Annotated in this window: 18 protein-coding genes and 1 tRNA gene; 9 read left to right on the forward strand and 10 right to left on the reverse strand. The window is 29.8% G+C overall.

The window, feature by feature from the left end; translation table 11 throughout:
* Positions 1-78 precede the first annotated feature (78 nt).
* On the reverse strand, positions 79-1,473 hold the full coding sequence (locus ACY2RX_RS09160) for an OmpP1/FadL family transporter (protein ID WP_490103673.1): 1,395 nt from the start codon (positions 1,471-1,473) through the stop codon (positions 79-81).
* A 22-nt stretch (positions 1,474-1,495) separates the two neighbouring features.
* Positions 1,496-2,680 carry a hypothetical protein gene (locus ACY2RX_RS09165; protein WP_490103674.1) on the reverse strand — a complete coding sequence of 395 codons (1,185 nt, stop codon included), beginning with the start codon at positions 2,678-2,680 and terminating at the stop codon, positions 1,496-1,498.
* A 156-nt stretch (positions 2,681-2,836) separates the two neighbouring features.
* Between ACY2RX_RS09165 and proS the strand changes: the two genes are divergently transcribed.
* The 3 genes from proS (at position 2,837) to rpsT (ending at position 4,759) form a co-directional block, all read left to right on the forward strand.
* Positions 2,837-4,315: a proline--tRNA ligase gene (proS, locus tag ACY2RX_RS09170; RefSeq protein WP_490103675.1), complete on the forward strand. Its 1,479-nt coding sequence runs from the start codon at positions 2,837-2,839 to the stop codon at positions 4,313-4,315.
* Positions 4,316-4,401: 86 nt separating this feature from the next.
* Positions 4,402-4,473: transfer RNA gene (locus ACY2RX_RS09175), tRNA-Glu, on the forward strand.
* A 34-nt stretch (positions 4,474-4,507) separates the two neighbouring features.
* Complete coding sequence (gene rpsT / locus ACY2RX_RS09180) at positions 4,508-4,759, forward strand: 30S ribosomal protein S20 (RefSeq protein WP_490103676.1); 252 nt, start codon at positions 4,508-4,510, stop codon at positions 4,757-4,759.
* Positions 4,760-4,832: 73 nt separating this feature from the next.
* Here the strand turns inward: rpsT and rodA are convergent, their stop codons facing one another.
* The 8 genes from rodA to ACY2RX_RS09220 all read right to left on the reverse strand — a co-directional run bounded on the left by rodA (position 4,833) and on the right by ACY2RX_RS09220 (position 12,882).
* Positions 4,833-6,113: a rod shape-determining protein RodA gene (gene rodA, locus ACY2RX_RS09185; protein WP_490103677.1), complete on the reverse strand. Its 1,281-nt coding sequence runs from the start codon at positions 6,111-6,113 to the stop codon at positions 4,833-4,835.
* On the reverse strand, positions 6,094-7,980 hold the full coding sequence (mrdA, locus tag ACY2RX_RS09190) for a penicillin-binding protein 2 (protein ID WP_490103678.1): 1,887 nt from the start codon (positions 7,978-7,980) through the stop codon (positions 6,094-6,096). Before mrdA ends, rodA begins: the two co-directional genes overlap by 20 nt.
* The gene (mreD, locus tag ACY2RX_RS09195; protein ID WP_490103679.1) at positions 7,980-8,483 is read right to left on the reverse strand and encodes a rod shape-determining protein MreD; all 504 of its coding nucleotides are present in this window, start codon (positions 8,481-8,483) and stop codon (positions 7,980-7,982) included. The genes mrdA and mreD overlap by 1 nt, the downstream gene beginning before the upstream one ends.
* Positions 8,476-9,303, reverse strand: coding sequence for a rod shape-determining protein MreC (gene mreC, locus ACY2RX_RS09200; protein ID WP_490103680.1), 828 nt, complete (start codon positions 9,301-9,303; stop codon positions 8,476-8,478). Before mreC ends, mreD begins: the two co-directional genes overlap by 8 nt.
* Positions 9,304-9,324: 21 nt before the next feature.
* Positions 9,325-10,353, reverse strand: coding sequence for a rod shape-determining protein (locus tag ACY2RX_RS09205; RefSeq protein ID WP_490103681.1), 1,029 nt, complete (start codon positions 10,351-10,353; stop codon positions 9,325-9,327).
* A gap of 73 nt (positions 10,354-10,426) precedes the next feature.
* Positions 10,427-11,953 (reverse strand): bifunctional phosphoribosylaminoimidazolecarboxamide formyltransferase/IMP cyclohydrolase, encoded by a 1,527-nt coding sequence (purH, locus tag ACY2RX_RS09210; protein WP_490103682.1) that lies wholly within the window; start codon positions 11,951-11,953, stop codon positions 10,427-10,429.
* Between the two features lie 92 nt (positions 11,954-12,045).
* Entirely contained in the window at positions 12,046-12,174 is a 129-nt protein-coding gene (locus tag ACY2RX_RS09215; RefSeq protein ID WP_490103683.1) for a hypothetical protein, read from the reverse strand.
* 252 nt (positions 12,175-12,426) lie between these two features.
* Positions 12,427-12,882: a GAF domain-containing protein gene (locus ACY2RX_RS09220; protein ID WP_490103684.1), complete on the reverse strand. Its 456-nt coding sequence runs from the start codon at positions 12,880-12,882 to the stop codon at positions 12,427-12,429.
* Positions 12,883-12,935: 53 nt separating this feature from the next.
* Here ACY2RX_RS09220 and xrtF point away from each other — a divergent pair, with 53 nt between their 5' ends.
* The 6 genes from xrtF (at position 12,936) to ACY2RX_RS09250 (ending at position 17,430) form a co-directional block, all read left to right on the forward strand.
* Entirely contained in the window at positions 12,936-13,472 is a 537-nt protein-coding gene (xrtF, locus tag ACY2RX_RS09225; RefSeq protein WP_490103685.1) for an exosortase family protein XrtF, read from the forward strand.
* Positions 13,469-13,900: an exosortase F system-associated membrane protein gene (locus ACY2RX_RS09230; protein ID WP_490103686.1), complete on the forward strand. Its 432-nt coding sequence runs from the start codon at positions 13,469-13,471 to the stop codon at positions 13,898-13,900. The genes xrtF and ACY2RX_RS09230 overlap by 4 nt, the downstream gene beginning before the upstream one ends.
* 45 nt (positions 13,901-13,945) lie before the next feature.
* Positions 13,946-14,341, forward strand: a complete 396-nt coding sequence (locus tag ACY2RX_RS09235) for an HYC_CC_PP family protein (protein ID WP_490103687.1) — start codon at positions 13,946-13,948, stop codon at positions 14,339-14,341.
* 73 nt (positions 14,342-14,414) lie between these two features.
* The gene (locus ACY2RX_RS09240) at positions 14,415-16,658 is read left to right on the forward strand and encodes a TonB-dependent receptor (protein WP_490103688.1); all 2,244 of its coding nucleotides are present in this window, start codon (positions 14,415-14,417) and stop codon (positions 16,656-16,658) included.
* A gap of 107 nt (positions 16,659-16,765) precedes the next feature.
* The gene (locus ACY2RX_RS09245; protein ID WP_490103689.1) at positions 16,766-17,176 is read left to right on the forward strand and encodes a heavy-metal-associated domain-containing protein; all 411 of its coding nucleotides are present in this window, start codon (positions 16,766-16,768) and stop codon (positions 17,174-17,176) included.
* Positions 17,176-17,430 (forward strand): heavy metal-binding domain-containing protein, encoded by a 255-nt coding sequence (locus tag ACY2RX_RS09250; RefSeq protein ID WP_490103690.1) that lies wholly within the window; start codon positions 17,176-17,178, stop codon positions 17,428-17,430. Before ACY2RX_RS09245 ends, ACY2RX_RS09250 begins: the two co-directional genes overlap by 1 nt.
* The last annotated feature ends 76 nt before the right edge of the window (positions 17,431-17,506 follow it).

Here is a 17,506-nt window from a genome sequence, read left to right on the forward strand (position 1 = left end):
TTCATATAAACTTAAAACCCCGCTTAAAGAGACGTTTTATGAGTCCATTTAAACGGGTTTTTAATTTGTTTTTAAGAATTACAGATTCAAAGTTAGGGTAGCTGTAAATATTTTGTTGTTTATTTTTAAATCAGCAGGATTTACCTTAACATCTAAGTTAGAGTAGAAGTTATACAAACCTGTTCTGTTGCTATCGCTGTAAGAAAAATCTAGTTTAAAGTTACCAAAATTATAACCTGCACCTAAAGAATATCCTTTAATATTATCAGAATCTAGAGCTAATTTATCTGGGCTTTGTTCGTATTGATATCCACCTCTAACACTAAATCTATTTAAACGCCATTCTGCGCCAACATTGTAAGAATGTGTATTTCTTAATTCATCTTGAAAAAATTTATTTTCGTTTGTAAAAACGCCATTAGATAGCTTAATATTTTCGTAATTTTTGTTGATGTAATCAAAACTCAATAAACCACTTTTGCCAAAAATAAAAGCTGCACTTGCTGTTAGTTTGCTTGGCGTTTTTAATTGATAAGAAATAAGTTGTCTTTTGTTATTCTCGGCAAAAGATTTTTCTTTTTCAGGAAAATAAGCTGTTTCTCCAATATCTATTTTACTGTCTTGGTTGTAGTTTGTGTCTTGTAAAATCTCAGAATACCAAGTTGGAGTTTGGTAAGATACACCTACTCTAAAATTACGGTGCATTTTATAAATAAAACCAGCATTTGCAGAAAAACCAGTACCTGTAGTAAAGTTTTCTTGGTACAATTCTACATCTAATTTTTTGCCACTAGTTTCGCTATTTAATTCTGTTAAAACTGATTTTTGAGAATAATTTAAATCATAAAAATTAAGACCAAGACCTATGTATAATTTATTTAAATGCACAGCAGAAAAGGCAAAATTTAGTTCAGATATTTCTCCTGCATATTTTGTATTAAATAACTGACCGTTTGTAAAATTATAGAGTGTTTTAGGAGTTTTAGTATCGCGCGGATTTATGTCAAATCTTGTTACAGCTTCATTACCTTCTGCAGAAAAATTATCAGAAAAATCTTTAGTAATTCTATAATTAAAACCAATAGCAAATTTACTCCAATCAGATTTGTATGCACTATCAAAAACCAGTACAGCACCAGCGTGAGAAAGGTTTATAAACTCGTTATTACTTATTAATGTTTTTCTGTCGTTTTTTTGTGCATTTCCGTAAGCTGCAGAAATATCTGAACTTCTAGAGTTAAAAGTTGCCGAAAATTGACTATTATTAAAAACGGCAATACCAGCTGGATTAACATTTATTACAGATAAATCTCCACCTAATGCTCCAAAAGCTCCACTCATTGCTGTAAAACGCGCAGATCCATTAGTATCTGTTTGCGAAAAAAGAACTCCTAAATCTTGATAACCTAAAGATTGTGAATAAGACGTAATTGTTGCTGCGAAAAAAATCGCTATTGTTAAAAATCTTTTCATTTTAATGCTTTTCTAATGTTAATTAATTTCTTCTTCTAGATGATGAAGACCTACTTGTGGTGCTTCTAGATCTGCTACTTCTACTAGGTGTACTTCTAGTTGATGATCTTCTAGTTGAAAAAGATCTTGTGGCAGAAGAAGACCTCCTTGTACTTGTGGAAGGACGATTGTAGCTTCTACTACTTCTTGTTGAAGTTCTTGGTGTATATCTTCTTGTAGAAGATGAACTACGTCTGTTAGAGATGTTTCCAGAACTTCTCCTTCTTGTAGAAGATGAACTTCTCCTAGTAGATGAGTTTCCAGAGCTCCTTCTTGTAGAAGAAGAACTACGTCTAGTAGATGATGTGTTGCCTGAGCTTCTTCTAGTAGAAGATGAGCTACGTCTTCTTGTAGAAGTAGGGTTTCTTCTTGTAGTAGAACTACGTCTAGAAGGATATGTAGAAGTGCTACTTCTTCGTCTACTTGTATTTGTAGATCTTCTGTTAACTGTAGAACTTCTTCTATTGGTTGCACTTCTTCTAGTAGTGCTTCTATTGCTGTATCTAGAATTGTAAGCTGTTCTTCTGCTATAGTTTGAATTTCTGTAATAACGATTGTTATATCTACCATTATTATACCTATAATTGTTATATCTATAATAATAAGGTGGGCAATAATATGGGTCTATTAATCCTAAACTCCAATAATTTCCATAATGATAAGGATGCCAATAAGGGTTGTAATAACCACCATATCTATAAGACCATCTATATCTATAAGGATAATAAGAACCATATCCATAATATCCATATCCATAAAAGTCATCCCAATAAGGAGAATTATTTAAGTTAATATTAACTACAACATCATTGTTGTCTTCATAACCCCAAGGTTGATTCGACTTGTAGTTTAAAGTTTTATCAATTGTTTCATCATCAACATATAAAGTATCTACAGAATTATATTCATCTGGGTTTGTAAAAATTTCATTATCATTAATTTTTTGTAGACTTTCTAGCCTTTTTGTAAAGTAATTATTCTCATATTCTTCATACTCATCTTCATCAGCAATAATTACTTTTTTCTTTTGCGTAGGTTTAGTATCATCACCATAAATGCCATCATCATTATAAACGCTTTGATATGCGCCACAAGAAACCAATAGCAAGTTTGTGAGAATTAATAAAGAAAGTTGGTTTAGATTGCGTTTTATATAATGTAGTTTCATAATGACAATATTTTGATGAATACTTTTTTATTGATAATTTCTTGCTAAAAACTCTTTAAATTATAGTAATTTTGTATCGTTTTTTATAAAATAGATACAAATTTTTAACAAAAACTTCACATTAAAGGTAACAATTTTTGTGCCAAACTTTTGATTATGAGTAAACATTTAACAAAAAGAGCAGACGATTATTCTAAATGGTATAACGAACTAGTTGTAAAAGCAGATTTAGCTGAAAACTCAGCAGTTAGAGGTTGTATGGTTATCAAACCTTATGGTTTTGCAATCTGGGAAAAGATGCAAGCAGCGCTAGATAGAATGTTTAAAGAAACAGGTCATGAAAATGCATATTTTCCGCTTTTTGTTCCTAAAAGTTTGTTTGAAGCTGAAGAAAAAAATGCAGAAGGTTTTGCTAAAGAATGTGCGGTTGTAACTCATTATCGTTTACAAAACGATCCTGATAACGAAGGAAAGTTAAGAGTAGATCCAGAAGCAAAATTAGAAGAAGAATTGGTGGTTAGACCAACATCAGAAGCTATTATTTGGAATACTTATAAAGGATGGATTCAATCTTATAGAGATTTACCATTATTAATAAATCAATGGGCAAATGTGGTTCGTTGGGAAATGCGTACACGATTGTTTTTAAGAACGGCTGAGTTTTTATGGCAAGAAGGGCATACCGCACACGCAACAAAAAAAGAAGCAGTTGCAGAAGCTAAGCAAATGCAAGATGTGTATGCAGAATTTGCTGAAAATTTTATGGCAATGCCAGTTGTTAAAGGAATAAAATCTGATAGTGAGCGTTTTGCAGGAGCAGAAGATACTTATACAATAGAAGCTTTAATGCAAGATGGAAAAGCTTTGCAGGCAGGAACAAGCCATTTTTTAGGGCAAAATTTTGCAGAAGCTTTTGATGTAAAATTTACTTCTGCAGCAGGAAAACAAGAATATGTTTGGGCAACTTCTTGGGGAGTTTCTACGCGTTTAATAGGTGGTCTTATAATGACACATTCTGATGATAAAGGTTTAGTATTGCCTCCAAAATTAGCGCCAATTCAAGTTGTAATTGTACCAATTTATAAAGGAGAAGAACAATTAGAAGCAATTTCTGAAAAAGTAAATGAAATTGTAAAAGAATTACGCAAAAAAGGAATTTCTGTTAAGTTTGATAATAGAGATACGTTTAGACCAGGAGCAAAATTTGCAGAATATGAACTAAAGGGAGTTCCTGTTAGAATTGCAATGGGAAATCGTGATTTAGAAAACGGAACTTTAGAAATTGCAAGAAGAGATACTTTTGAAAAACAAACCATTAATCAAGAAGATGTAGTTGTTGTAATAGAGAAACTTTTAGAAGAAATACAAGAGAATTTATTTGCTAAAGCAATAGATTACAGAAAAGAGCATATAACTGTAGTAAATGATTTTAAAGAGTTTAAAAAAGCGATAAAAAACAAAGGAGGATTCGTTTCTGCGCATTGGGATGGTACAGAAGAAACTGAAGATAGAATAAAAGAGTACACAAAAGCAACAATTAGATGTATACCAAATGATGCTGTAGAAGAAGCAGGAAGCTGTGTTTTAACAGGAAAACCATCAACAAGAAGAGTGCTTTTTGCAAAGGCTTATTAATTTTTTAAAATTTTTTAAAAAAATATTGTAGAATTTCAAAAACGTTGTATATTTGCATCCGCAATTAAGAGATATTTAATTGTAATGGTCCGTTCGTCTAGGGGTTAGGACGCCAGGTTTTCATCCTGGTAACACGGGTTCGATTCCCGTACGGACTACAAAGTTTTAATAAAAACAAGAAGTAAAGAAATTATGGCAAATCATAAGTCAGCATTAAAAAGAATTAGAAGCAACGAAGCTAAAAGGTTGCGCAACAAATATCAGCATAAAACTACTCGTAATGCTGTTAGAGATTTACGTGCTGTAGAAGATAAAAAAGAAGCTGAAGGACGATTGGGTAAGGTTATTTCTATGTTAGATAAGTTGGCTAAGAATAACATTATTCATAAAAATAAAGCTGCAAATTTAAAATCTAAATTAACAAAGCACGTTGCTGCATTGTAAGATTTAAATTGTAAGATATTTAAAAGCTCTGAATGAAAATTCAGAGCTTTTTTTATGATTAAATTTTAGCTTTCTACCAATCGTAATTTTTATGAGCATCTAGTCTAATAAAGATAAAAAGTAAGATTGTAAATCCCCAAAGGGAAGAACCTCCGTAACTAAAAAAGGGAAGAGGAATACCAACAGTAGGTAGCAAGCCAATTACCATTCCTATATTAACCATAATATGAAAAAATAGAATAGAAGCAACTCCATAACCATATATTCGCCCGAATTTATTGGTATGGGTATCTGCTAAATATATAATTCTAAATAGCATCAACATAAATAAAATTATAACAAAACTACTTCCTAAAAAACCCCATTCTTCGCCAACTGTACTAAATATATAATCTGTGTGTTGTTCTGGTACAAAATCACCTTTTGTAATGTCGCCTTTAAGGAAACCTTTTCCTGAAAAGCCGCCTGAACTAATAGTTAATTCTGATTGATGTGAATTATAACCTATGTTTTTAGTGTCTGTTTTTAGTCCTAATAAAACTTCAAAACGATCTCTATGATGTTGTTTAAAGATGTTGTTATAAGTAAAGTTTGTTCCGAAAATAAATAATCCTATTATTACATAAAACCCGGCTACTTTATGCCAGTTAAAACGGATAAACCTTTTTCCTCCTTTATGTATTGCATAAAAAACACCTATAGTTATTAGGGTAAATAAAACGGATAAAACCCAAGTAGCACCAAAAAAAATAGTTAATAAAAAAAGAAGGATTGCTATGGTACCAATAGTAATGTAGTTTAAAGTTAAACCTTCTCTATTTAAAACAAAAAAGAATGCCAAATAAATTAATGCAGACCCAGCATCTGGTTGTAGTGTAATTAAAAGTGCTGGTGTAAAAATGATGATAAAAGCTTTTATTTGATTTTTAATTAGTTTTAAATTGTATTGTCTGTCACTTAGTAATTTAGCTACTGCTAAAGCCGTAAATGCTTTTACAAACTCAGAAGGTTGTAGTCCTAAAACTCCAAAATTATACCAAGATTTTGCTCCGTTAATTTCTTTTCCAAAAATAAAGAGACCTATTAAAGAAATAAGAGAAATGATATAAAAGATACTTGCAAAGCGTTCGTAAAACTTTGAGTTAAAAAAAAGAACTGTAATTATGAGTGGAACTGTTAAACAGATAAAAACGAATTGTTTTCCGTATTTAGTAGAAAAGCTAAGGAGTTCAAAATCTTCATTAGATGTTGATGCTGCATAAATATTCATCCATCCAAAACTCACTAAAATAATGTATAGAAAAACGAGAACCCAATCTATACTCGCAAAAATATTATTTTGTTCTTGACGCAAGTTCTTGAGGTTTTTGATTTAGTTTGTCGTAAATATCTTGCAAACTTAAGTTTAACATATTTTGTTCTCTGTATTTGTTTGCTTTAGAAATTTTTCCTGTTAAATATTTTTCTATCAACAAACTTGTAATAGGAGCTGCTATTGTAGAACCATAACCTCCGTTTTCAACAAAAATTGCCAAAGCAATTTTAGGATTTTTTTTGGGCGCAAAAGCAACTAAAATAGAATGATCTGGTAATTGAATTTTTTGTCCGTCAATTCTTGCAAAATTTTCGGCTGTTCCAGTTTTTCCGCAGATTTCAATTCCTTTTACTTGACTCCATTTTCCTGTACCTGTTTTAAAAACTTCGTGCATAGCTTCTATAACTGGCGTAAAATATTCTTTGTTAATGGTGGTCTGTTTTGCTGCTGTAAATTTAGAATCGTTGATGGGTTTTTTATCAACTTGTTTTAAAATATGTGGTGTAAAAAAATAACCTTTATTGGCTATTGCCGCAGTAAAATTTGCTAATTGAATTGGTGTGGTTAAAATTTCTCCTTGACCAATTGCATTTGATATTGTTGTAGAGCCATTCCAAGTATATTTATAACGGTTATTATAATATTTCCCATCGGGTATTAAACCTGGGCTTCCTGCGGGTAAATCATAACCCAAATAATTACCCAAACCAAAACTAGTAACATGTTTATGCCAATTATCTAAACCTTCTGAAGGTTTGTTGTCTTTTTCTACAATTCTTTTATAAGTGTTAGAAAAATAACTGTTGCAAGATTTTGCAATGGCAGTTTTTAGTTTAATTGGTCTGCCAACAATTTCGCAATGACATCCCATAAACTCATTGACTCTTTTGCCATACTTATAACCGTGATAACATTTAAACCAAGTTTGTTCGTTTATAACTCCTTCTTGTAAACCAATTAAGGCATTCATCATTTTAAAAGGTGAGCCTGGTGGATAAGCTGCTAATAATCCTCTGTCGTAAGAAGGTCTGCTAATTGTGTCGTTAAATAAGAGGGTAGAATTTTTTGATCTCTTTCTGCCTACTAACATATTGGGGTTGTAAGAAGGAGCAGTAACCAAAGCTAAAATTTCTCCTGATGAGGGTTCTAGGGCAACAATACCACCTCTTTTTCCTTTCATCAATTTCTGACCATAAACTTGTAAATCAATATCTAAAGTTAATGTTAGATCCTTTCCGTTTACTGGAATTGTATCATATTTTCCATCTAAGTAAGAGCCTGTTACTTTGTTAAATCTATTTAAGCTTAAAAATTTTTTACCTTTTTTTCCTCTTAAAAGATTTTCATATTGTCTTTCAATTCCGTCTTTGCCAATTAATTCGCCTTGTTGATAGTAATCGCTTTTTTTTGCAAGAGTTTCATTAACTTCTCCTATATAGCCCAAAACATTGGCAGCGGCATTTATAGGGTATTCTCTAATAATTCTTTTTTGAATAAAAAATCCTTGATATTTATATAGTTTTTCTTGTAGGTATGCAAAGTCTTTTTTTGCTAATTGTTTTAAAAATACAGATGGTTTGTATGATGCATATCTTACTGCTTTTTTGAGTCTTTTATCAAAACTTTCTTTATCAATTTTTAAAAGCTTACAAAACTCTAAAGTGTCTAATGGTTTTACTTGATTGGGCTGCACCATAACATCGTAAGAAAGTTCGTTGGCAACTAAAAGTTTACCATTTCTATCATAAACATATCCTCTTTCTGGATAATCATATTCAATTTTTACTGCAGAATTATGAATGGGATTATAACTTGCTCCTCTAATAATTTGTAACTGAAAGAGTCTTCCAATAAAAATAACTCCAATTAAAGTGATTAAAAAATAGAGTAAAAAACTTCTTTGCATTATTGACTTTTAGTAAAAATATAGGTTCCTAAAAAAAACAAAATCAATGTAAAAACACTTGAGTATAACGTATTTAATAATACTATTGATATGTTTTGGAAACTAAAATTAATAAAAGAAAAATAGATAAGATGATGAATAACTGTTAAAGTTACTACATAATTAAAAACTTTACCAAAAGCCTCTGATTTTAAATTAAAAAAAGGATAATCTGCAGGGAGCTTTCTAAAAAAAACTTTTATAAAAAATAATCTAAAATAAGCGATAAATAAAATTGAGAACGCATGAATGCCTCCAGAGTCAGAAAAAAAATCGACAAACAGGCCTAGAAGAAAACTTAGAAAAAGAAAAGAAAATCGGTTTTCTTTAAGCGGATATAAAAAAACAAAAGTAATGTACAGATAAGGATTTATATATCCTAAAAAATTAATGTTGTTTAAAACAAAAACTTGAATCAGCAAAAGTAAAATAAAAAGCAAACTTATTTGAAGTGTTTTATTCATCTTCTAGGTTTTCTAAATTTTTTATTTCGTTTTTATCTAAACTTTTAATAATGTACACATAGCCAAGATTGCTCATATCGTTAAAAAGCATAATATCTACTTTGTTGTCTATGGTGTTTCCTTGGTCAATATTAGAAATCGTGCCAATAGGAATTCCTTCAGGGAAAATAGTAGATTTTCCACCTGTTTCAATGGTGTCCCCAATTTTAAGAGGTGCTTGTCTAGGAATATCATGCAATTGAACAGTGTTATAGTTTTTGCCATTCCAACGTAAAGTGCCAAAATAAAAGCTGTTTTTTAAACGCGCATTTATTCTACTGTTTTTATTTAAAATGGATTGTACTCTTGTGTAATTAGACAAAGAATGCTCTGTAATTCCAACAATACCTTTGCTATTTATAACTGCCATTTCTTTAGAAATACCTTGGTTTTTACCTTTGTTAATTAGTAAAAAGTTGAAAGCTTTAGCATATTCATTTTTTCTAATTTTTGCTGATGTAAAAGTATATTTTTGCTGATACTTTAAACTGTCTATAACTGTAGAATCTATATTTATAACAATTGAATTTTGCTTTGATAATAAATTTTTTAAGCGCGTATTTTCTTCAGCTAAAACCTTATTTTGTTCTTTTAAACTAAAATATTCTGTTATATTAGATATTGATGAATAAACACCTCCCGTAATAGCATTAGCAGAACTTACAAATTTACTCTTATGAAAATTTAGGTTGTTAAAAGTTAGTGTAAGCGCAATAAATTGTAACAATAAGAAAAACAGAAAATACTTAAACTTCTGAAAAAAATAGATAATCTGCTGCATTGTTAGAGTTTAAAAAAAACGCTATTTCATTAAAACATTTTTGTATTTATTTAATTCTTTTAAAGCAATTCCTGTTCCTCTAACAACTGCTCTTAAAGGATCTTCAGCCACATAAACAGGCAAGTCTGTTTTTCTTGATAAACGTTTGTCTAAACCTCTTAACATAGAGCCGCCACCAGCTAAATAAATTCCCGTATTGTAAATATCTGCAGCTAATTCTGGTGGTGTTTTAGACAAAGTTTCCATAACAGCATCTTCAATTCTTAAAATAGATTTGTCTAAGGCTTTTGCAATTTCTCTAAAAGATACTTGTACTTGTTTGGGTTTGCCACTTAATAAATCTCTACCTTGAACCAACATTTCATCTGGCGGAGTTTCTAAATCTTCAGTAGCAGCACCAATCTGAATTTTAATTTTTTCGGCAGTAGTTTCACCTACATGTAAGTTGTGTTGCGTTCGCATATAGTACATAATATCACTGGTAAATAAATCTCCAGCAACTTTTACAGATTGATCACAAACAATACCTCCTAAAGCAATTACAGCAATTTCTGTGGTACCACCACCTATATCAATAATCATATTTCCTTTAGGTTCCATAATGTCTATACCAACACCAATTGCAGCAGCCATAGGTTCGTAAATTAAATAGATCTCTTTGGCATTCATATGTTTTGCAGAATCTCTTACAGCTCGTTTTTCTACTTCTGTAATTCCTGATGGAATACATATTACCATTCTTAATGCTGGCGGAAATAACTTCTTTTTAATGGATGGAATTTGCTTTACAAATTCTTTAATCATTTGTTCAGAAGCTTCAAAATCTGCAATAACTCCGTCTTTTAACGGGCGAATTGTTTTAATGTTTTCATGGGTTTTTCCTTGCATTAAATTGGCTTCTTGACCAATAGCAATGATTTGTCCAGAAATTCTGTTTCTGGCAACAATAGAAGGACTATCAATAACCACTTTTCCGTTGTGAATTATTAATGTATTTGCGGTTCCTAAATCAATCGCAATATCCTCCGTCATAAAATCGAAAAAACCCATAAAATATCTTTGTTGTTTTATTTTTGATGTATGTTTACAAACTTACTAAATTTCTGATTGTAAATTACATATATTAATGTTTAAAATGCCTTGTGCCTGTCATAACCATAGATAAATTATGGTTATTACAATAATCTATACTTAGTTGATCTTTAATAGATCCTCCTGGTTGAATCACACTTTTTATTCCTGCTTTATTTGCAATTTCTACACAGTCAGGAAATGGAAAAAAGGCATCACTTGCCATTACAGCTCCATTTAAATCAAATCCAAAAGAATTTGCTTTTTCAATGGCTTGGTTTAAAGCATCAACTCTACTTGTTTGCCCTGTTCCGCCAGCCAATAATTGTTTGTTTTTTACTAAAATAATGGTATTAGATTTTGTGTTTTTACACAGTTTAGAAGCAAACAATAAATCTTCTAACTCGTTTTGAGTAGGTTTATTGTTAGTAACATATTTTAAATCTTCTAATTTATCTGTAATATTATCTTTATCTTGAACTAAAGCACCGTTTAAACACGTTCTTACTGTTGTTTTTGGTAATTCAGTTTCTTTTTGAATTAATATAATTCTGTTTTTCTTTTCTTTTAAAATTGATAAAGCTTCTTCTGAAAAAGAAGGTGCAATTACAACTTCGCAAAATAAAGAATGGATTTCATTTGCAGTAGCTTCATCTATTTCGGTATTTGCTATTAGAATTCCTCCAAAAGCAGAAACAGGATCACCAGCTAAAGCATCTACATACGCTTGTTTAATTGTTTCTCTTTGTGCAAAACCACACGCATTGTTATGCTTTAAAATAGCAAAAGTGGGTGCTTCTCCTTTAAATTCTGCTATTAAATTTACAGCAGCATCAACATCTAAAAGATTGTTGTAGCTTAATTCTTTTCCGTGAAGTTTATCAAACATTGCTTCTAAATCTCCAAAGAAATATCCTTTTTGATGTGGATTTTCTCCATAACGCAAAACTTTAGAAGTTTGCTCACTTGCTTTATAAACTACTTCATCTTCATTAAAATAATTAAAAATGGCAGTATCGTAATGAGAAGAAATATTAAAAGCTTTTGCTGCGAATTTTTTTCTTGTAGTAAGAGAAGTTGCTCCATTATTTTCTGAAATAATGTTTAAAAACTCATCATATTGATTCATAGAAGAAACAATAAATGTGTCTTTAAAATTCTTGGCAGCAGCTCTAATTAGAGAGATTCCTCCAATATCAATTTTTTCTACAATGTCTTGCTCAGATGCATCAGAAGCCACTGTTTTTTCAAACGGATATAAATCTACAATTACTAAATCTAATTGTGGAATTTCATATTCAGACATTTCAACAACATCACCTTTATGATTTTGTCGGTTTAAAATTCCTCCAAAAACTTTAGGGTGTAATGTTTTAACTCGTCCTCCTAAAATTGAAGGATAAGAGGTAACATCTTCTACAGGAACAACGTCAATTCCAAGTTCTTTTATGAATTTTTCTGTTCCTCCTGTAGAGTAGATAGTTACATTTAAGTCGTTTAATTTTTTTACAAGTGGTGCTAAACCATCTTTGTGAAATACCGAAATTAATGCGGATTTAATAGTTTTTGAAGTGCTCATTTAGTGTTGTCTTGTTAAGCTTGCAAATTTAGTAAAAGCAAACGGCTAAGGCAATAAAAAGATAATAACAAAAAACCATAAAAAATTAACAACTACTCAACCTGATAACGGGTTTTAAAATTTTCTACTAGAGTGGTATAGTCTCTAGGAGTTCTTCTGTCTTGGTTTTTACGCAAGAAAGGTAGCATTTTTAGCAAAATGCTATCGTTTTGTTTTTTCATAATTAGGGGTTTAGAATTAAAAACTATTAACAAAAAAATTATTCTGCATTTTCAATAAAATTTCGAAACCAATTGATAAATTGATTTAAAAAGGATTTATTTTTTTTAGTAAATTTACTTGATAAATTGCTTGATGCAACTGACGAGGTAAGATGTTCTTTACTCATTATTAGGGGGTTAATGATTAATAGAATTAATATAATTTGTTAAAATGTTCAACAAACATAGAAAAAAATAAATTAAAATGCAATTTTATTCTAAAATTGTAGCAACTTTTAGGCAAACATATTCTAAAAGCTCTTCATCTTTTTTTGTAAAAGGATTTGTTGTGTGAGAGTCTATATCTATTTGCCCAACGTTTTGATTATCAACAGAAATAGGAATTACAATTTCAGATTTTACTTTCCATCCACAAGAAATATAATTGTCTTGTTTGTTAACATCTTGTACCACAAAATTTTGGTTACTAACAGCAACTTGCCCACAAATGCCTTTGCCAAAAGGTATAATTGTATGTTCTGTTTCTTCGCCCGTATATTGAGCCAATTTTAATTCTTCTTTATCTCCGTTTTTAAAATAAAAACCTACCCAATCATAATAAGAGATTTCTTTTTCTAAATAATCGCAAATTGCTTGAAGTTTATTTTTTAAAGAAGTTTTGTTATTTATAATCTTATCTACTTGTTCTTTGAAAGTTTCTATATTCATTTTGTATATTCGTTATATAAAAATTGAGTTGCTAAAATAAATTAAAATTCATTGTGAAAAAACATAAAAATATTGTCATTTTTTTGGTTAAGTTTTTTGCTACCTATTTTATATTAGTGTCTATTTATAATTTTTACTTACACAACTCTCAACAAAAAGAAGGCGAATTTAAAACGGCTTCTATAACCACATTAGTGGCACATCAAACAGAGGGGTTGTTAGAGTTTTTTGGATATTATGCAGATGCTGTGCAACATAAAAAAGAATTATCGGTAAAACTTTTAATAGAAAATCAATATACAGCTAGAGTTATAGAGGGGTGCAATTCTATTAGTGTAATTATTTTGTTTGTAGCTTTTATTGTGGCATTTTCGGGCTCTATAAAAGCAACCATTATTTTTTCGATTTTAGGAAGTCTTTTTATTTATATAATTAATGTAATTAGAATTGCATTATTAACTGTGTTGATTTATAAATATCCTGAAAAACAAGAGTTTTTGCACAATTTAGTTTTTCCTGCAATTATATATGGTTGTGTATTTTTGTTATGGGTGATTTGGGTAAATAAATTTTCAAACTATAAAAGATGAATACATATTTAAAAATATTTTTGATAATTTGTCTTTTTATCTTGTTGTTTTTAATAAGAGGTTTTTCTGCTGATTTATTTTACGATCCATTAATTATTTATTTTCAAAACGATTATTTGTATACGCAAATGCCACAAATAGATGTTTGGCGTTTAATTGCTGATATGTTTTTTAGATATACTTTAAACTCATTAGTTACCTTAGCGATTATTTGGGTGTTGTTCGAAAGAAAAGACTATTTAAAATTTACAGGATTTTTCTTAATGTTGGCATTTATGATTCTTATCATTACTTTTGTAATTCTGCTAAAGGATAAGTTCGAAACAGGTTATTTATTACCTTTTTATGTAAGAAGGTTTATAATTCATCCATTGTTTTTATTGTTGCTTTTGCCTGCTTTTTATTATCAAAAACTTAGTAATAGATAATTTAACATCATTTTTAGAAAATCTTATTGTAAATTTGCGCTAGAAATGAAATCAAAACTTTCTAAAATAGCATCTTTTTTAATGGCACTTTTGGTGTTGTTTTCTACTTTTTCTTTTACAGTAGAAAAGCATTATTGTGGTGAGTTTTTAATGGATGTTTCTTTTATGGGTAATGCTGATGATTGTGGTATGGAAATGGAAACCATAAAAAAGAAAAACTGCTGTAAAGATGAGGTTCATCACATAGAAGGGCAAGATGAATTACAACAAAATTCTATGGATGATTTTGATTTTAGTAAGCAACAATTTGTTACTGCTTTTTATTTTTCTTATAGAGATTTATTTATCAAAAATGAATCTAAAAATAATTTCTATAAAGACTTTTCTCCACCAGATATACCTTTAGATTATCAGGTTTTATATCAATCTTTTTTAATTTGATTTTATAATTATTAACTATTTAAGAGTTTCTAGCAATTAGAAGCTAAGTTTATAATTATTAAAATCAAACACAATGAAAAAACATATTATAAGTAGTATTTTACTACTTCTCCCATTCATAATATTTTCTCAAACCGAATTTAAAGGAATGATTATGGATAAATCTAACCCTAAAGATAATTTAGGTGTTGAAGGCGCAAGTGTACATTGGTTAAATACCAATGTTGGCGCAATTACAAACAAAAAAGGCTGGTTTACAATTTCTTATAAAAAATCGTATAAGAAATTAGTTGTAAGTTATTTAGGTTATAAAACAGATACAATTACAATTACCAGCTTAAAACCAATTCATCATTTTTTAACCCCAGAAAGTGAGTTGGATGAAGTAACCGTTAGAACGCAGAAAAAAGCAACTTTTAAATCTACCTTAACAACAGCCAATGTTTTTACGGTAAATTCTGAAGAATTATTAAAAGCAGCTTGTTGTAATTTAGCAGAAAGTTTTGAAACAAATCCGTCTATAGATGTTAGTTTTTCTGATGCTTTAACTGGTACAAAACAAATAAGAATGTTGGGTTTAACAAGTCCGTATTTGTTAATCACGCAAGAAAATATTCCTTCTGTAAGAGGAGCATCTCAAGTTTTTGGACTCACTTTTACACCAGGAACTTGGGTAGAAAGTATTCAAATTACAAAAGGAGCAGGTTCTGTTGTAAACGGATTTGAAAGTATTTCTGGGCAAATAAATGCAGAATTGGTAAAACCTTTTTCTGATAACAAATTCTTTTTAAACGCTTATTCTTCTTTAAACGGAAGGTTGGAGTTAAACACACATTTTAATCAAAAAGTATCAGAAAAATGGCAAACAGGTTTCTATGTTCACGGAAATTATAGAGGTGAAAAATTTGACAAAAACAAAGATGGTTTTCTTGATAACCCTTTAGCAAATCAAATTAATGTAATGAATCGTTGGCAATTTACAGATGCCGAAAAAGGTTGGGTAAGTTTTATAAATGCACGTTTTTTAAAGGATGAAAAACAAACAGGAGAACTCAATTTTAATCCGCAAACAGATAGAGGAACAAAAAATGCTTGGGGTAGTGAAATTAAAACAAAACGTTTTGATGCATCTGCTAAATTAGGCTATGTTTTTCCAGAATTACCTTTTCAAAGTTTTGGTTTTCAGTTGGCATATAGCAATCATCAACAAGATTCCTATTTTGGTTTAAGAACTTATAATATCAACCATCAAAGTGTATATTCTAACTTCATTTTTAACTCGATTATTGGCGATACTAGAAACAAATTTAAAACTGGTTTGAGTTTTACTTATGATAAATTTGATGAATTGGTAAACATCAATAATTATGATAGAAAAGAAAATTCTTTAGGTGCTTTTTTTGAATATGCGTTTGATAATTTAGATAACTTTAGTTTTACTGCCGGTTTAAGAGTAGATACGCATAATTTATTAGGTACATTTTTAACGCCACGTTTTCATTTAAGATATGTTCCTTGGCAAAACAGTGTGTTAAGAGCCTCTTTTGGAAGAGGAAAAAGAAGTGCCAATATTTTTGCAGAAAATCAGCAATTATTTGCAAGTTCTAGACAAATAAAGATTGATGATGTTGGTGGAAAAATTTATGGTTTAAATCCAGAAATTGCTTGGAATTATGGAGTTTCTTATCTGCAGAAATTTAATATATTCAATAAAAAAGGTGATGTTACTTTCGATTTTTATCAAACCAATTTTCAAAACCAAGTGGTTGTAGATTGGGAAAATTCGCAGCAAATTTCTTTTTACGATTTAAACGGAAAAAGTATTGCCAACAGTTTTCAGGTAGAACTAAATTATAATATTGCGCCGTATTTCAATTTTAGAGCAGCTTATAAGTATTTCGATATTTCTACAGCTTACAAAAAAGGGAATTTACAGAAAGCAATTCAGCCTAAAAATAGATTTTTTGCAAACTTGTCTTATGAAACATCAGAAAAGGAAAATGGTGCTAAATGGAAATTTGATGTTACTTTTAATAGTATAGGCAAACAACGTTTGCCAAATACAAGTTCAAACCCTGTTCAGTATCAATTACCAGAATATTCTAAACCTTATCAACTGTTAAATTCGCAAATAACAAAAGTGTTTTCTAAAAAATTTGAAATATATGTGGGGGCAGAAAACTTAACAAATGTTCAGCAAAAAAATCCTATTTTAGCAAGCAATAATCCTTTTGGCTCGTATTTTGATACTACCATTGTGTATTCGCCAATTTTTGGACGAGCAGTTTACGCAGGATTACGTTTTAAAATAAAATAACCATTATGTCATTGCGAAGGAAGAATGACTGAAGCAATCTAATCTGTTTATTAATAGTGAAGATTGTATTGTAAACTCGCAACGACTCAAATAAAAACAAGTAAAAAATGAAAAAACTCATATTTATTTTAAGTATGTTAATGATTGGGTTTTCAGCACAATCACAAGAAGTAAAAAAGAAAAAAAACGCAAAAATTTCTTTTGAAGTTGATGGCATTTGCGGAATGTGTAAAAAGCGAATAGAAACTGCCGCCTTAAAAACAAAAGGAGTAAAATTTGCAATTTGGAGCGTAAAAACGCATCAATTAAACCTTATTATGGATGAGCGTAAAACGGATGTTACTACTGTGCAAAAAAATATTTTAAAAGTAGGACATGATGTTATTGGTTTTGATGATAAAAAGTTAGAAGCTACTAAAGAAGCCTACAATTCTGTACATCCTTGTTGTAAATACAGAGATGAAGAGATTATTCTAGATCATCAAGGAGAATTAAAAAAACAAAAAAAGAAACAATAATGAAAAAAATAATAGTAATAATAGCTGCAGTTTTTGCTGTAAGTTTAGTTTTTACTTCTTGTAAAGAAACTAAAAAAGAGCAGAAAACAGAAGTAACTAAAGATTTATCAAAAGAACAGAAAGAAGGCGTTTATGAGTACCAATGTCCTATGAAATGTGAGAAAGAGAAAACATATAAAAAAGAAGGTAAATGCTCAGTTTGTGAAATGAAATTAAAGAAAAAAGTGGATAAAAACCTTGATAATCATCAATAAAAAACGGCAGTATCCAAAAAACTGTGTAAATAGAAAACTAGGAGGGTTTTAAAACCCTCCTAGTTTTTTTATTAAT

This window comes from Polaribacter sp. 2405UD43-2, from assembly GCF_058147125.1.

Coding starts and splice junctions, on each gene's coding strand:
- ACY2RX_RS09160 (WP_490103673.1), bottom strand. CDS start 1,473: ATGAAAAGATTTTTAACAATAGCGATTTTTTTCGCAGCAACAATTACG.
- ACY2RX_RS09165 (WP_490103674.1), bottom strand. CDS start 2,680: ATGAAACTACATTATATAAAACGCAATCTAAACCAACTTTCTTTATTA.
- proS (WP_490103675.1), top strand. CDS start 2,837: ATGAGTAAACATTTAACAAAAAGAGCAGACGATTATTCTAAATGGTAT.
- rpsT (WP_490103676.1), top strand. CDS start 4,508: ATGGCAAATCATAAGTCAGCATTAAAAAGAATTAGAAGCAACGAAGCT.
- mrdA (WP_490103678.1), bottom strand. CDS start 7,980: ATGCAAAGAAGTTTTTTACTCTATTTTTTAATCACTTTAATTGGAGTT.
- mreD (WP_490103679.1), bottom strand. CDS start 8,483: ATGAATAAAACACTTCAAATAAGTTTGCTTTTTATTTTACTTTTGCTG.
- mreC (WP_490103680.1), bottom strand. CDS start 9,303: ATGCAGCAGATTATCTATTTTTTTCAGAAGTTTAAGTATTTTCTGTTT.
- ACY2RX_RS09205 (WP_490103681.1), bottom strand. CDS start 10,353: ATGGGTTTTTTCGATTTTATGACGGAGGATATTGCGATTGATTTAGGA.
- purH (WP_490103682.1), bottom strand. CDS start 11,953: ATGAGCACTTCAAAAACTATTAAATCCGCATTAATTTCGGTATTTCAC.
- ACY2RX_RS09215 (WP_490103683.1), bottom strand. CDS start 12,174: ATGAAAAAACAAAACGATAGCATTTTGCTAAAAATGCTACCTTTCTTG.
- ACY2RX_RS09220 (WP_490103684.1), bottom strand. CDS start 12,882: ATGAATATAGAAACTTTCAAAGAACAAGTAGATAAGATTATAAATAAC.
- ACY2RX_RS09230 (WP_490103686.1), top strand. CDS start 13,469: ATGAATACATATTTAAAAATATTTTTGATAATTTGTCTTTTTATCTTG.
- ACY2RX_RS09235 (WP_490103687.1), top strand. CDS start 13,946: ATGAAATCAAAACTTTCTAAAATAGCATCTTTTTTAATGGCACTTTTG.
- ACY2RX_RS09240 (WP_490103688.1), top strand. CDS start 14,415: ATGAAAAAACATATTATAAGTAGTATTTTACTACTTCTCCCATTCATA.
- ACY2RX_RS09245 (WP_490103689.1), top strand. CDS start 16,766: ATGAAAAAACTCATATTTATTTTAAGTATGTTAATGATTGGGTTTTCA.
- ACY2RX_RS09250 (WP_490103690.1), top strand. CDS start 17,176: ATGAAAAAAATAATAGTAATAATAGCTGCAGTTTTTGCTGTAAGTTTA.